This window comes from Chitinophagaceae bacterium C216, assembly GCA_028485475.2.
Taxonomy (GTDB): domain Bacteria; phylum Bacteroidota; class Bacteroidia; order Chitinophagales; family Chitinophagaceae; genus Niabella; species Niabella composti.
Genome location: CP144143.1, coordinates 489,666 through 503,981, shown reverse-complemented (window position 1 = coordinate 503,981; position 14,316 = coordinate 489,666). Strand labels below are relative to the sequence as shown.

Genomic DNA, 14,316 nt, shown 5'->3' with positions numbered 1-14,316 from the left:
ACGATCAAAAAGGAGAAACAGTAACCGAAGAGTTGACTATACCTAAAAACAACTGGAAAATTATAAAAACCAGTAGCGAACAGGATAAGCATACAGCCCTGATGTCCATCGATGAAAACAAGCAAACGTGGTGGCATTCGAGGACTTCAGGAAATGGACATTATATCACTATTGATTTAGGGGCATCTTATTCTTTAAAAGCATTTGCCTATACGCCACAGCAAGTGCATGCACAGGGTATGATGGCAAAAGGTGTAGTGGAAGTAAGTGAAGATGGAAGAACATGGGCTACGGCCGATAGTTTTGAATTCGGCAATCTGATTAATGATCCCAGTACCAGGAAACATATATTTAGCCAAGTCGTAACTGCTCGTTATGTGCGTATTACCGCCACGGAAATTGCTGGTGGCGATAACACATTGGCAATTGCCGAACTCGACTTTTTTGAAAAATAAAATTTAGCAAGAATCGGATTTTATAATTGTTGTGGTATGCTGACCTTTGCATTAAAGTATCTGAACCATGGATGTTCAATCTCATATAAATTATCAAAGGATAGCTGAGGCGATACAGTATCTGCGAGAGAATTTTAAATCACAGCCCAATCTCAATGAAGTGGCAGCAAAAGTGCACCTCAGCCCTTCTCATTTTCAGCGGTTGTTCACCGAATGGGCAGGTACCAGTCCCAAGAAATTTTTACAGTATATCAGTGTAGAATATGCCAAGAAAATACTGCAAGAACAACAGGCTAGCCTGGTGGATACGGCTATAGCAACCGGACTTTCCAGCACCAGTCGTTTGCACGACTTATTTGTAAATATCGAAGGCATGACTCCCGCCGAATATAAAAACGGAGGAGCACAGCTTGTCATAAATTATAGCTTTGCCGAAACCCCTTTCGGTAAAGTAATTGTGGCATCTACACATAAAGGGGTTTGTTATATGGCATTTGAGGAGGATGAAAAAAAATCCTTCGAAAGGCTTAAAAGCAAGTTCCCCAACGCTACTTATCAAAAGCAGACAGATGTCTTGCAACAGAACGCTTTGTCGGTTTTTCATAGCGATTGGAGCAAATTGCATGAAGTAAAATTACATCTGCGCGGTACCGGTTTTCAGTTAAAAGTATGGGAAAGCTTGCTCAAAATACCCATGGGCACTTTGGCCACATATGGTACCATTGCGCAACAGATAGGCAACCCTCATGCCTCGCGCGCTGTAGGTACTGCCGTAGGGAGCAATCCTGTAGCTTTTCTCATCCCCTGTCATCGCGTGATTCGCTCTTCAGGTGTTTTAGGCAATTATATGTGGGGCGCAACCCGAAAAGCAGCTATTATTGGCTGGGAACAATCCAAAACCAATGAACCGCAACATGAAGCTATTTGAAGGAAACTATACCCATGAAAACATTTTGCCAAAAGAAGGCTTGGTGCGGTATTACGGCACTGTACTTTCAAAGCCGGAAGCCGACAAATATTATCAGCAATTATTGCAAAACATAGCATGGAAGCATGATGAAGCTGTTATTTACGGAAAGCGCATTGTTACTAAACGCAAAGTAGCTTGGTATGGTTCGGAGCCTTTTGCCTATACCTACTCCAAAACCACAAAATATGCGCTTCCTTGGACAGCAGAGTTGCAAGCATTAAAAACTTTAGTAGAAGCCATCACCCACGAAACCTATAATTCTTGCTTGCTGAATTTGTATCACAATGGTGAAGAAGGAATGAGCTGGCATCGCGATGCAGAAAAGGACTTAAAAAAAGATGGAGCTATTGCTTCGCTGAGTTTAGGCGCCCCACGCCGATTCGATTTTAAACATATTCAAACAGGAGAACAAAGAAGTTTGATTTTAGAACATGGAAGTTTACTGGTAATGGCCGGCCCTACACAAACCTATTGGCTGCATCGGCTTCCTGTAACTAAAAAAGTAACTACACCACGCATTAATCTAACATTTCGAACGATTGAATAACCTTCTTTCCTCAAATTAAGCTTACTCCCCACTGAATTTAAGTATCTTTATGCGTCTGTAGCAGTGATGGAAAAGTATTCTTTCTATCACACGCATAACAAATTTATTATTTGATTGTTTTTTATTTATGGCTTCATCGGAAAAGAATAAAAAAACATTATCGGCTCAGCAGCGCGATGAGCTGATAAGTCTATTAAAGGCAAGATTCGAAACCAATATGAGTCGACATAAAGGACTGAAATGGGAACAGGTGCAGGAAAGGCTGGAAAAGAATACTGAGAAGCTGGCTATATTGTATGAAATGGAAATTACGGGTGGGGAACCGGATGTTGTAAAATATGATAAGAAAACAGATGCTTACATATTTTACGACTGTGCTGCGGAAAGTCCCGATGGGCGGAGGAGTCTGTGTTACGATCGTGCAGCGCTTAGCTCCCGAAAGGCCAACAAGCCTCAAGGAAGTGCTGTGGAGTTAGCCGAATCTATGGGAATTGAAATACTGACCGAGGAACAATATCGCGAGCTACAAAAGCTAGGCAAATTTGACCAAAAAACTTCGAGCTGGATTAAAACCCCTCCGGAAATCCGTTATCTCGGAGGTGCCTTGTTCTGCGACCGTCGTTATGACAAAGTGTTTACCTATCATAATGGAGCAGCATCCTATTACAGTTCTCGCGGATTCAGAGGATGGATAAATGTATGATTATGAAAAATTGAGTTTGCAAGCATTGTTTAGCAGATTTTTCAAATTCCCTGCGGACAGCTACTTTTGCACGGCCGCTATAATGCTTGGCAAAGAGAATTAAAAGATAAACGATATTATGCAAAAGAATAATAACAGTAAGAAGCCCGAACCTACCATACTATTTATATTTGGCGGCAGCGGCGATTTGAATCAGCGTAAATTAACTCCGGCTTTGTTTAATCTGAGTATAGATGGCTTTATGCCGGAAAAGTTTGCCATTATTGGCACCGGGCGCACCGATTACGGCAATGAAAAATTTCGCGAACATTTATTAGGCGGTATAAAAAAGTTTTCCCGTCGTAAGGAGAATCCTCCGGGTAGCTGGGAAAGTTTTTCTGCGCATATTTCTTATCTGCGGATGGATGTAGATCGCCCCGAGTCTTATCTGCCCATCAAACAAATCATTGCCGATTATGAAGCAGAGTGGGGACTGTCGGCACATGTAATTTTCTACCTAGCGGTAGCTCCGCAGCTGGTTCCGGAAATTACCACTAATTTGTATAATCTACAGCTGAATAAAGAGAAAGAAAAACTGCGCATTGTAGTAGAGAAGCCTTTCGGACATGATTTGAAGAGCGCGCAGGAACTCAACAAGCTGCTCACAGATATGTTTGATGAAAGTCAGATTTATCGCATCGATCATTATCTGGGGAAGGAAACCGTACAAAACATTCTGGCATTTCGTTTTGCCAATGCCCTGTTCGAACCTATATGGAATCGTAACTATATCGACCATGTACAGATTACCGCAGCCGAAACTGTAGGTGTAGAAGACAGGGGCGGGTATTATGAGCGATCTGGTGCTTTGAGAGATATGGTACAAAACCATATTCTGCAACTGTTGTGTATGGTAGCCATGGAAGCGCCCGTATCATTTGAAGCGGATGAAATCAGAAATAAAAAAACCGATGTTCTCAACGCCATTCGTCGGATAAAAAAAGAAGAAGTTCAGCAATACGCCGTACGCGGTCAGTATTCCGCTGGCTGGATACAGGGCAAACAAGTAAAAGCCTACCGCGAAGAAAAAGGCGTAGATCCGCAATCTCCGGTAGAAACCTTTGCTGCTGTAAAGTTTTATATCGATAACTGGCGCTGGCAGGGCGTTCCGTTTTATGTGCGTACTGGTAAATATTTGAAAGAAAAAACCACTCTTATTACCATACAATTTAAGGATGCGCCTAAATATGCATTTCCACCCGAAGCTTCAGAAACTTGGCGCGCCAACAGGCTTACCATGAGCATTCAGCCCGAAATGGATATCCGGCTCCGTTTTCAGGCCAAACGTCCAGGCCAGACCATGTCGCTGAATCCGGTAAACATGGTGTTCAATTATAAAGACACTTATCACGAAGAACAGCCGGAGTCTTACGAAACATTGCTGCTGGATGCTATGATTGGTAATCCTACACAGTATATGCGCGGTGATCAGGTGGAGATAGCTTGGCGTGTAATCGAGCCTATTTTGGAGACATGGGAACAACGACCTCCGGTAGATTTCCCCAATTATGCGCCCGGAAGCTGGGGACCGGAAGATGCCGAGGCATTGATTGCCAGAGATGGCAGGAACTGGATTATGTTGCCGCCCCGACAATAAGAGGTCTTCGCAACAGTTGTAATAACATATACGAGCTTCAGAACCCCTTCGTTCCGAAGCTCTTTTTTGCAGCAAAATGCTAAAATTTTTAGTATTTTTGGTATATGGCAGTGGTGTCTTTTCGAAGAAACGCAAATTCGTTGCATGGAAATGGCCGTTCATTGATTATGTATATAGATATGAACAGCTATTTTGCCAGCTGCGAGCAGCAGCTGCAGCCGCATTTGCGCGGAAAGCCCATTGGTGTATGTCCCTACGAGGGGCCGAATGCGGTGGTCATTGCCGCTTCGCGGGAAGCTAAGGCTATGGGTATCAAAACGGGCATGCATGCATCCGAGTGCAAAGCTCTCTGTCCCGATTTCATCATGGTACCCACACGACCCTTTTATTATCGCCGCATTCATGTAGAGATTATGAATATTTTGCGTTCTTATTGCGATGCAAAACATGTGATCCCCAAAAGCATTGATGAAGCTATTGTGGACCTCACGCATTATACTTACGTATATAAAGATGTAATGGCCTTGGCCCAACAAATTAAAGAGGATATTCGTACAAAAATCGGTACTTACATAACTTGCTCTATAGGTATTGCTGCCAATGTGTTCTATGCCAAGCTTGCTACGGAAATTCAAAAACCCGATGGATTGATTCATATTACACCGGAGAATGTAGATGGCTATCTGAGCCACTTAAAGCTTACGGATATTCCCGGCATCGGTGAGCGTAGCGCGCAGCGTTTGAATCGAGCAGGAGTTTATACCACCATAGCACTACGCAACGCCTCGGAATCGTTGTTGCGAAAAGTGTTTGGAGGTGTGGTAGGCAACTATTGGTATTATCGGTTGCACTTTAAGGAAGTAGATCTCTATACTTCGGACTATAAGCATATGAGTGCGATGCGCAGCCTTTCTTTAAAAAACCGCTCCAGTTATGAAGCTTTACGCTCTATGCTGATTTCGTTGTGTACTTGGCTGGAACAACGAATGGTAAAACAGAATGTTTTTTGCCGCGAACTTAGTTTTTACGCTCATTATTACAATGCACCCGAGTGGAAAGTACATATTAAACTGCTTCAGCCCCTGCAGGATGCGATGGAGATACTTCAATATATAGAACATCGTATCAGCGAATATGAAAAATATGGTGGCTTGAGAGTATTGCGTAATGATATGATGGATATGGGTGTTGTAGTTGGTAATTTTATAGCTTCGGATGAAGTGCAGTATGGTCTTTTCGATAATAAAATGCAGGCGGACAGATTACGAAAAGTAATGTATACCATCAAAGATCAGTACGGAAAAAATATGGTGCGCAAAGCTTCTGAAACAATTGAATCCGGCCAAATGAAGGATGCGATTGGTTTTGGCTCTGTAAAGGATTTATATCAGAGCATTGATGATAAGATGTTCAATAATTTTTTATTAGAAGAAGATAAAGAAATGCTGGGTTAGGCTTCATCAGCTTTTAAGAAGCTATTCTACTATTTTACGGTTTACTTTTTCTTTTTAAGCAAAATAATTATTGTAGTTTTACTTATAAAGCCTTATTCACCACTTCTTATATGCAATATTATACGGTTATTCTTATCATCATGTCGCTGATGTTAGGAGCATCGGCTTTTGCGGAGAAACTTAAAATACCTTCCCCTATATTTTTAATTGTAGTAGGCATGGTCTTGGGTTTTATTCCTGCAATGCCTCTGATGGATTTGAATCCAGAAGTTGTCATGCTTTTGTTTCTGCCTCCATTATTGTACGATGCGGCTTTTAATATCTCATTCAAGGATTTTCGTACACATATTAGTACGATTAGCACATTGGCAATAGGATTAGTATTTATTACCACGGCAGGCATTGCCATTGTAGCATATTGTCTGATACCTTCTCTTACCTGGCCTGTAGCATTTGTATTAGGGGCCACACTTTCTGCAACAGATGCGGTGGCTGCAATAGGCATTACTAAAGGGTTAGGATTATCGCACAGAACGGTTTCTATACTGGAGGGAGAAAGCTTGGTGAATGATGCTTCGGCGTTAGTAGCTTATCGATTTGCAGTAGCCGCCGTAACGGGCGTTGCCTTTGTGTGGTGGGATGCATTGCTGGATTTTGTATTGGTATTGACGGGAGGTTTTTTGATAGGGCGGATTATTTCAAAACTACTGGAAAAAGTATTGTATTATTTCCGGGATAACGATATGTTGGTCATCAGCCTCACTTTGCTGATGCCCTTTGTTACTTATTTGGTAGCGGAACATTTTGATGTATCGGGTGTGATTGCTGTTGTGGTACTAGGTTTACAGATGTCACGTTTAAGTAAGTCTAATTTCCCGGAAGCATTAAAACAACGCTCTCGTCATTTTTGGGATGTTATAATCTTCCTCCTGAATGGCCTGATATTCGTGTTGATAGGGTTGGAGTTTCCTTGGATATTAAGAAAAATACATGAAACGCATATCTGGCATTATATCGGTATTGCAGCCATCATTACCGTAGCTACTTTCATTATTCGTTGGGCACATGTGTATTTGCAGCAACGTAGTTTGCGCAAGTCCTATATGGGTAAATATCGCTGGCGTCGTGTAAGTAAAGATGCATTGCTAGATTCTCAAACCAGTTTGATAATCGCTTGGGCTGGCATGCGTGGTATTGTTTCTTTGGCTATAGCATTGGGATTGCCACTATATCTAGATAATGATGCTCCTTTCCCAATGCGGAATGAAATTATTTTTATTGCTATTTCTGTAGTGTTGCTTTCTTTATTGGGACAGGGCATCACTCTGCCTTGGGTGGTGAAGAAAGCGCGTGAATGGAATAAACCGACCGTAGTAAGTGAAGAACGATACGAATTGGAATAAGCATATATAAAAAAAGAATAGTGCTTGTACAAGCACTATTCTTTTGTATAATAATTATTCTTAATTAATCTCTTCTTCCCAGATAAATCATAATATATTGAACCAAGGTTACTACGGCTGCCAAGGCGGCCACCACATAAGTAGTTGCAGCCCATTTTAAAGCATCTTTAGCCATGGGGTATTCTTGAGTAGTAGTAACATTGGTCCCCTGCAACCAAGCGAGAGCTCTTCGGCTGGCATCAAACTCCACCGGTAAGGTTATTACACTAAACAATACGGTCACAGCCATCAGTAGGATTCCAATCAGCAATAAAGTGGTATTTCCAGAAGCGGCCATCACTAGACCGGCTAACAATACCCAGTTTACAATCATGGAACAAAATTGTACCGCTGGTACCAATTTACTACGCATTTCCAGTGGTGTATAAGCTGTAGCATGCTGTATCGCATGTCCACATTCGTGAGCAGCCACAGCTGCTGCCGAAACGCTTCTACCTTCGTATACTTCAGGACTCAGATTTACCGTTTTTTTAGTAGGGTCATAGTGGTCGGTAAGAAAGCCGGGTGTGGAAATTACCTGAACATCATATATGCCATTTTCACGCAGCATTTTTTCGGCTATCTCCTTGCCACTCATCCCATTAGATAACGGAATGCGGGCGTACTTATTAAACTTACTCTTCAGAATCATGGATACAACCATACTGATTCCCACAAAAATCATCGATACTAGGAAAATTGATGGAGTCATAGTACAAACAGAATTTTAACTTTTGATAATCAAATAAGACGCCACACGCAAATTACATTAAAAATGCGACTTTTTGTCATGCAACGAATTAATTTAAGAGATTTTTAGCCAAAACGGTATTATTTGTTAATAGATGAAAATCAATTTTTTGTGAGCGTTATCGGCCTTTTTTCTAAAGCAATTTGAGGCAGACTGAAGCTGAAAAGGGAGAATTTCATTTTTTAATCTTAATCTCAATTTGTACCTTAGTAGCAGAATTTAATGGGTTAGTAAGTAAAAGGGCCGAGCGTTAGCGAGGCCTTTTTACTTTTAGCAGCTTTCTATGTAAGGGAAAACAATAGCGCCATTTTCTTTTATATATATCCTTCCTTATTGTCTTTATTGATAATTGAATTGTGGGGACTTCTTTACTTTCCTTCCTGTGTGATATTTATCTTTTTAAATCTGTCAGATCTTAAACGTTGTTCTCTTTTTATTAGATAAGTTTCAGTCTTTCTTAATTCCCTCAGGCAACAAATCCTTCAATACCTACCCTATTCGTTAATTTTGTTGGATGAGTAAAATAAAGAAATCATTCTTTTGTCAAAACTGTGGATATGAAAGTGTGAAATGGTTGGGGCAATGTCCGGCTTGTGGAACATGGAATAGTTTTGTGGAAGAAGTCATTGAAAAGACCAACGGAAAACAAAACTGGAGCGACTATACATCATCTACTAAAAATCGTACAAGCAAAGCTGTTTCTTTATCTGAAGTTACAAGTAGCGAAGAAAAACGTATTATCACTCCAGATACAGAACTAAATAGAGTTTTGGGAGGAGGCATTGTTGCCGGCAGTATTACACTGGTAGCCGGCGAACCAGGAATCGGAAAAAGCACCCTGTTTTTACAGAATGGCTTATTACTCTCGAACTATAAAGTACTTTATATAAGTGGCGAAGAAAGTGAGCAACAAATAAAGATGCGGGCCGACCGTTTATTCAATGGCAATGCATCCTTGGATAAAAATCATTTCTTTTTGCTTACCGAAACTTCTACACAGGTTATTTTTCAGGAAATCAAGAAGCTAAAGCCTGATATTGTTATTGTGGATTCGGTGCAGACGTTACAATCGCCCTTGATCGATTCTTCGCAGGGCAGCATCTCTCAGATTAAAGAATGTGCTGGAGAATTTCAACGGTATGCCAAAGAAACCAACACCCCTGTATTTCTCATAGGACATATTACCAAAGAAGGAGGTATCGCCGGCCCTAAGATACTGGAACATATGGTAGATGTGGTGTTGCAGTTTGAAGGCGACCGGCATTATGCTTACCGTATTCTGCGTACACTTAAAAATCGCTTTGGCAGCACTAGCGAATTGGGTATTTATGAAATGACCGACAAAGGAATGCGTGGAGTTACCAATCCCAGCGAAATACTTATTACGCAAAAAGAAGAGCAATTAAGCGGTATTGCCATTGCAGCCACCATAGAAGGTGCTCGACCATTGTTGATAGAAGTGCAATCGTTAGTGACACAGTCTGTTTATGGGACACCACAACGTACGGTTACTGGGTTCGACTTACGCAGACTTCAGTTGCTGCTGGCAGTGTTGGAAAAACGTGGCGGCTTTCATTTCGGTGTAAAAGATGTATTTTTAAATATAGCCGGAGGCATTAAGGTAGAGGACCCTTCCATCGATCTTGCGGTATTATGTGCTTTATTATCTTCATACGAAGATGTACCGCTCCCGCAGAACATCTGTTTTGCCGGAGAAGTGGGTTTGAGTGGCGAAATAAGGGCAGTGCATAAGGTGGACCAGCGCATTGCTGAAGCCGAAAAGCTGGGATTTGAAAAAATCATTGTATCCAAATATAACCAATCGATACGCCAAAATCAGGCAAAGTTTAATATAGAAGTAGTAGCAATGGGACGAGTGGAAGAAATCTATCAATATCTATTTTAGATACTTCCACAAACGTGTTGTGAAAATTTGTAGACTATGAAAACGCTGATGCGCACCATTGGCGATGCAGTGTTGCATCTTATTTATCCGCACATCTGTGCCGGTTGTGGTACAGATACGCTGCCTTCGGGAAGCAGGTTATGTATTAAATGCCTACATCAATTGCCAGTAACCCACTTTGAAGTTCAAATTAACAATCCTGTGGAGAAAATCCTGGCAGGTAGAGTACGATTTGAGCGGGCTACGGCACAGTTTTATTTTCATAAGAACGCTTCATTGCAGCGCATGATGCATCAGTTTAAATACAGAGGAATCAAAGATATTGGTCATCAGTTAGGGACAATAATGGGGCATCAACTTTTGCATAGCGGGCGCTTTGATGATATAGATATTTTGATTCCAATGCCGCTTCATGAAAGCCGGGAGCGTAAAAGAGGGTACAACCAGGCAAAAGTATTATGTGATGCCATTGCTCAGGTGTTAAATAAACCTGTTATTGAGAATGCAGTACAACGTGTAGTAGCTACGGATACTCAAACAAAGAAAGATCGGATAGCACGCTGGCAAAATATGTCCAAGAAATTTAGTCTTATAAATGCTGCTGTTTTGGAAGGTAAACATGTATTGCTGGTAGATGATGTGATTACTACAGGGGCCACTATAGAAGCCTGCGCCGAGGCGCTGTATACAGCAAAAGGAGTGCAACTAAGTATTGCAACTTTATGCTATGCATCATATATTTAAAAAATGGGATTTGTTTCCTAACTTTATAATCTCAACTTCACCGCTTCTTAGGTAAGAGGCTAAAGATAATTTTTATGAAAACCGTACTTGTTTGTTTGTTATTAGCCGGCGCCCTGTTTATCGCAAGGTCGATATATGATTTTAAAGTGGATGGTCTTACCGGGGGCACTATCAATTTTGCAGATTTTAAAGGAAAAAAAATTCTGATCGTCAATACAGCTAGCAAATGTGGCCTTACTCCGCAGTATGAAGAGCTGGAACTGTTGTATAAAAAGCATAAAGACAAACTGGTGGTGGTAGGATTTCCTGCGAATAACTTCCGCGAGCAGGAGCCTGGTACTAATGAGGAGATCGCGGAGTTTTGTAAAAAGAACTACGGCGTTACTTTTCCTATGGCTGCTAAGATTTCTGTAAAAGGAAATGATATAGCACCCATCTATAAATATTTGATAGAAGAGGCAAAGAAAAAAAATTTGGAAAACCCAGTTACTTGGAATTTTGGCAAGTTCTTAATTAACGAAAAGGGTGAGTTAATTGCCACTTTTTCTCCAAGAACCAAACCTATGAGTAAGGATATTCTGAAGTATTTAAACTAAATATTCAGAGCCTTTAAGAAAAACCCCGATAATCTATACCTAAAAACTAAAATGCATAAATCTATGCGTACCTACACTTTTTAAGAACGGAGAATAAAATCTTCAGAAGGGTGTATGGCACTAAGGCAACTATTAAAGAGCATAAACATATATACATGAAAAAAGGCACACTGTTTCTTTTACTGTTTACCTTTTTATACCAGACTGCGTGGGTTCAAAATAAATACGTTTGGAAAGAAGGTAAATCCGGCAATTACACGTATAAGTATGTGGAAGGCGATCCATTGAATGTTCGTATCTACACTTTATCCAATGGTCTTACGGTTATGTTGAGTCCCAATAAAAAGGAGCCTCGCATTACCTATCGTATGGCCGTAAGAGCCGGTAGTAATACCGATCCCAAGGATCATACGGGATTGGCACACTATCTAGAGCATATGCTCTTTAAAGGAACCGATAAGTTTGGTTCGCTTGATTGGGCTAAAGAAAAACCGCTTCTAGACAGTATTGATGCACTTTACGAGCTGTACAATCATACCACAGATTCGGCAAAGCGCAAAGCTATATACAAACAAATCGACGAAGTATCGGGGCGAGCTGCTAAATATGCCATAGCTAATGAATATGATAAAATGATGAAAGCTATGGGATCGCAGGGTACCAATGCACATACATGGGTGGAGGAAACTGTTTACGATGAGGATATTCCTTCCAACGCGGTAGATCGTCTACTTGCTGTACAGGCAGAACGCTTCCGCAATCCCATACTTCGTATTTTCCATACCGAGTTGGAAGCTGTGTATGAAGAAAAAAATCGCACACTGGATAATGACTCCTGGAAAGTATCGGAAGCGGTGCACGCGGGACTTTTTCCTACTCATAACTACGGGCAGCAAACCACCATTGGCACTATTGAGCATCTGAAAAATCCCTCGTTAAAAGCCATTAGAGAATACTATCAACAATACTATGTGCCCAATAATATGGCTGTGATTATGGCCGGAGATTTTGACCCGGATGAGTTGATCAAGAAAATTGATAAGGCCTTCAGCTATATGAGGCCGAAGCCTGTAAAAGAATATAACCCCGGTCCTGAGCAGCCTATAAAAGGGCCAGTGATAAAAGAAGTATTTGGTCCCAGCGCAGAAAACTTGACCATTGCTTTTCGAACCGGGCCATACGGTACTAGAGAAGATCTGCTTATAAAAGCCATCGATCGTATACTGGCTAATGGTAAAGCCGGACTGCTGGATCTTAATCTTAACAAGCAACAAAAAGTACTGGGAGCAGGCTGCGGTATTCGTCAATACAAAGATTATGGAGTATTCACTTTCTATGCATCACCCAAACAAGGGCAGACTTTAGACGAAGTAAAAGCCTTACTGCTCGCACAGATTGACTCGATAAAGCAAGGTAAGTTCGATGATAAGCTTTTAGATGCCATAATTGCCAACTATAAGCTTAGCGAACTTGAGGCTCAGGACTACAATGTATATCGTACCAGCTTAATGGTGGATAATTTTATTAAAACCAAAGGAAGCGGATGGAATATTCGCGTGACAGAGCTGGATGAAATGAAGCGAATAACTAAAAAAGAAATTGTTGATTACGCTAATCAATTCTTCAGAGACGATAATTATGTAGTAATTTATAAAAGAAAAGGGGAGGATAAAAGTATCGTAAAGGTAGAAAAACCGCCTATTACTCCTGTTGAAACCAATCCGGATAAGCAATCCGACTTTTTGAAGCAAATCAATAGTATGCCCCTTTCATCTATTACTCCTAGATGGCTGGATTTTAATGTCGATTTGCAGAAAGGGCAGATAGACGATATGGAGCTCCTGTATGTACCTAATAAGCAAAACAGTCTTTTCGATCTGTATTTTCGGTACGAAATGGGAAGCTGGAATAACAAAAAACTGCCCATTGCATTGAGCTATTTGCAATATTTGGGTACAGATAAGTATTCTGCGGAAGAGATTACTAAAGAGTTTTATCAACTAGCTTCTAATTTTTCGGTAAGAAGCGGAACAGAGGATTCTTACATACAGCTAAGCGGCCTGAACGAGAATTTTGAAAAATCGCTGCAGTTATTAGAGCATCTTATCAGAAACTGTAAACCCAATGAACAGGCGCTCGCTGAGCTGAAGAATCGCCTGCAGAAATCTCGTGCTAATGCCAAAACCAATAAGAGTAGCATTTTACAAGGTTTGAACAATTACGCATTATATGGACCTTCAAATCCATTTAATTATACATTAAGTGATGAGGAGCTAAATAATCTTACCGCTGAAGAATTGGTACAAATTATACATAGCCTACCCAGCTTCAAGCCGCAAGTGATGTATTATGGCCCTATGTCTACCGCTGATTTGACGGCACATATTAGAAAAGCTCATCCCAAACCTGCATCATGGGCTACAGTACCACCTAAAGCAAAATTCACTCGTGCAGAGCAAACTGAGAATAAAGTATTTCTGGCTTATTACGACATGGTGCAGGCCGAAATGACTTGGGTGCGCAATTTGGCTCCTTATGATTTTAATAAAGAGGCGGTAGTGGATTTGTTCAATAATTATTTCGGATACGGTATGGGTTCGTTGGTATTCCGTACCATTCGGGAATCCAAAGCATTGGCCTATTCTACATATGCACGTGTAACAACACCTTCCAAAAAAGAAGACCCCTATTATATAGTGGCCTATGTGGGTAGCCAGGCTGATAAATTGCCAGAAGCGGTAAATGCAATGAATGAGTTATTAAATCAGCTTCCGGAAAATGAAAAGTCTTTTGAGGATGGGCGTGTCAGTGCTTTAAAAGATATTGAAACGGAGCGTATTCAAAAGACCGACATTCTGTTCTCTTATCTGGCTACCAAGCGTAAAGGTCTTAATGATGATCCTCGCAAGGCAAAATACGAGAAGCTAAAAAAATTAAAATTTGAGGACATCAAATCGTTCCACAACAATTATCTGGCTAATAAACCATATAGCTTTGCTATCATCGGAAGCGAAAAAAACATGAGGCCTGAGGAACTTTCAAAATATGGAACTGTGAAAGTGGTAAGTTTGGAAGAACTCTTTGGATATTAATAAAAAGTAATGTGAAAATG

General features: G+C 40.8%; 12 protein-coding genes. 11 read left to right on the top strand and 1 reads right to left on the bottom strand.

Annotated features, from left to right (window positions below; genetic code table 11):
- Window positions 1-32: 32 nt before the first annotated feature.
- The 7 genes from PIECOFPK_RS02045 to PIECOFPK_RS02015 all read left to right on the top strand — a co-directional run bounded on the left by PIECOFPK_RS02045 (window position 33) and on the right by PIECOFPK_RS02015 (window position 7,168).
- Window positions 33-455, top strand: a complete 423-nt coding sequence (locus PIECOFPK_RS02045) for a discoidin domain-containing protein (protein ID WP_330974688.1) — start codon at window positions 33-35, stop codon at window positions 453-455.
- A gap of 67 nt (window positions 456-522) precedes the next feature.
- Window positions 523-1,383: a bifunctional helix-turn-helix domain-containing protein/methylated-DNA--[protein]-cysteine S-methyltransferase gene (locus PIECOFPK_RS02040; RefSeq protein WP_330974687.1), complete on the top strand. Its 861-nt coding sequence runs from the start codon at window positions 523-525 to the stop codon at window positions 1,381-1,383.
- Complete coding sequence (locus PIECOFPK_RS02035) at window positions 1,370-1,972, top strand: alpha-ketoglutarate-dependent dioxygenase AlkB family protein (protein WP_330974686.1); 603 nt, start codon at window positions 1,370-1,372, stop codon at window positions 1,970-1,972. The genes PIECOFPK_RS02040 and PIECOFPK_RS02035 overlap by 14 nt, the downstream gene beginning before the upstream one ends.
- Window positions 1,973-2,099: 127 nt before the next feature.
- Window positions 2,100-2,675, top strand: a complete 576-nt coding sequence (locus tag PIECOFPK_RS02030) for a DUF4256 domain-containing protein (RefSeq protein WP_409966401.1) — start codon at window positions 2,100-2,102, stop codon at window positions 2,673-2,675.
- A 118-nt stretch (window positions 2,676-2,793) separates the two neighbouring features.
- A complete protein-coding gene (gene zwf / locus PIECOFPK_RS02025) occupies window positions 2,794-4,311 on the top strand; it encodes a glucose-6-phosphate dehydrogenase (protein ID WP_330974684.1) in 1,518 nt (505 codons plus the stop codon).
- Window positions 4,312-4,490: 179 nt separating this feature from the next.
- A complete protein-coding gene (locus PIECOFPK_RS02020; RefSeq protein WP_409966400.1) occupies window positions 4,491-5,765 on the top strand; it encodes a hypothetical protein in 1,275 nt (424 codons plus the stop codon).
- Between the two features lie 110 nt (window positions 5,766-5,875).
- Window positions 5,876-7,168 (top strand): Na+/H+ antiporter, encoded by a 1,293-nt coding sequence (locus PIECOFPK_RS02015; protein ID WP_409966399.1) that lies wholly within the window; start codon window positions 5,876-5,878, stop codon window positions 7,166-7,168.
- Between the two features lie 64 nt (window positions 7,169-7,232).
- Here the strand turns inward: PIECOFPK_RS02015 and PIECOFPK_RS02010 are convergent, their stop codons facing one another.
- On the bottom strand, window positions 7,233-7,919 hold the full coding sequence (locus PIECOFPK_RS02010; protein ID WP_330974681.1) for a zinc metallopeptidase: 687 nt from the start codon (window positions 7,917-7,919) through the stop codon (window positions 7,233-7,235).
- A gap of 553 nt (window positions 7,920-8,472) precedes the next feature.
- Between PIECOFPK_RS02010 and radA the strand changes: the two genes are divergently transcribed.
- The 4 genes from radA (at window position 8,473) to PIECOFPK_RS01990 (ending at window position 14,296) form a co-directional block, all read left to right on the top strand.
- Entirely contained in the window at window positions 8,473-9,864 is a 1,392-nt protein-coding gene (gene radA, locus PIECOFPK_RS02005; protein ID WP_330974680.1) for a DNA repair protein RadA, read from the top strand.
- A 36-nt stretch (window positions 9,865-9,900) separates the two neighbouring features.
- Window positions 9,901-10,608: a ComF family protein gene (locus PIECOFPK_RS02000; protein WP_330974679.1), complete on the top strand. Its 708-nt coding sequence runs from the start codon at window positions 9,901-9,903 to the stop codon at window positions 10,606-10,608.
- 74 nt (window positions 10,609-10,682) lie between these two features.
- Complete coding sequence (locus PIECOFPK_RS01995) at window positions 10,683-11,204, top strand: glutathione peroxidase (protein ID WP_409966398.1); 522 nt, start codon at window positions 10,683-10,685, stop codon at window positions 11,202-11,204.
- A 155-nt stretch (window positions 11,205-11,359) separates the two neighbouring features.
- The gene (locus tag PIECOFPK_RS01990) at window positions 11,360-14,296 is read left to right on the top strand and encodes a M16 family metallopeptidase (RefSeq protein WP_409966397.1); all 2,937 of its coding nucleotides are present in this window, start codon (window positions 11,360-11,362) and stop codon (window positions 14,294-14,296) included.
- The last annotated feature ends 20 nt before the right edge of the window (window positions 14,297-14,316 follow it).

Coding starts and splice junctions, on each gene's coding strand:
- PIECOFPK_RS01990 (WP_409966397.1), top strand. CDS start 11,360: ATGAAAAAAGGCACACTGTTTCTTTTACTGTTTACCTTTTTATACCAG.
- radA (WP_330974680.1), top strand. CDS start 8,473: ATGAGTAAAATAAAGAAATCATTCTTTTGTCAAAACTGTGGATATGAA.
- PIECOFPK_RS01995 (WP_409966398.1), top strand. CDS start 10,683: ATGAAAACCGTACTTGTTTGTTTGTTATTAGCCGGCGCCCTGTTTATC.
- zwf (WP_330974684.1), top strand. CDS start 2,794: ATGCAAAAGAATAATAACAGTAAGAAGCCCGAACCTACCATACTATTT.
- PIECOFPK_RS02030 (WP_409966401.1), top strand. CDS start 2,100: ATGGCTTCATCGGAAAAGAATAAAAAAACATTATCGGCTCAGCAGCGC.
- PIECOFPK_RS02010 (WP_330974681.1), bottom strand. CDS start 7,919: ATGACTCCATCAATTTTCCTAGTATCGATGATTTTTGTGGGAATCAGT.
- PIECOFPK_RS02015 (WP_409966399.1), top strand. CDS start 5,876: ATGCAATATTATACGGTTATTCTTATCATCATGTCGCTGATGTTAGGA.
- PIECOFPK_RS02040 (WP_330974687.1), top strand. CDS start 523: ATGGATGTTCAATCTCATATAAATTATCAAAGGATAGCTGAGGCGATA.
- PIECOFPK_RS02020 (WP_409966400.1), top strand. CDS start 4,491: ATGAACAGCTATTTTGCCAGCTGCGAGCAGCAGCTGCAGCCGCATTTG.
- PIECOFPK_RS02000 (WP_330974679.1), top strand. CDS start 9,901: ATGAAAACGCTGATGCGCACCATTGGCGATGCAGTGTTGCATCTTATT.
- PIECOFPK_RS02035 (WP_330974686.1), top strand. CDS start 1,370: ATGAAGCTATTTGAAGGAAACTATACCCATGAAAACATTTTGCCAAAA.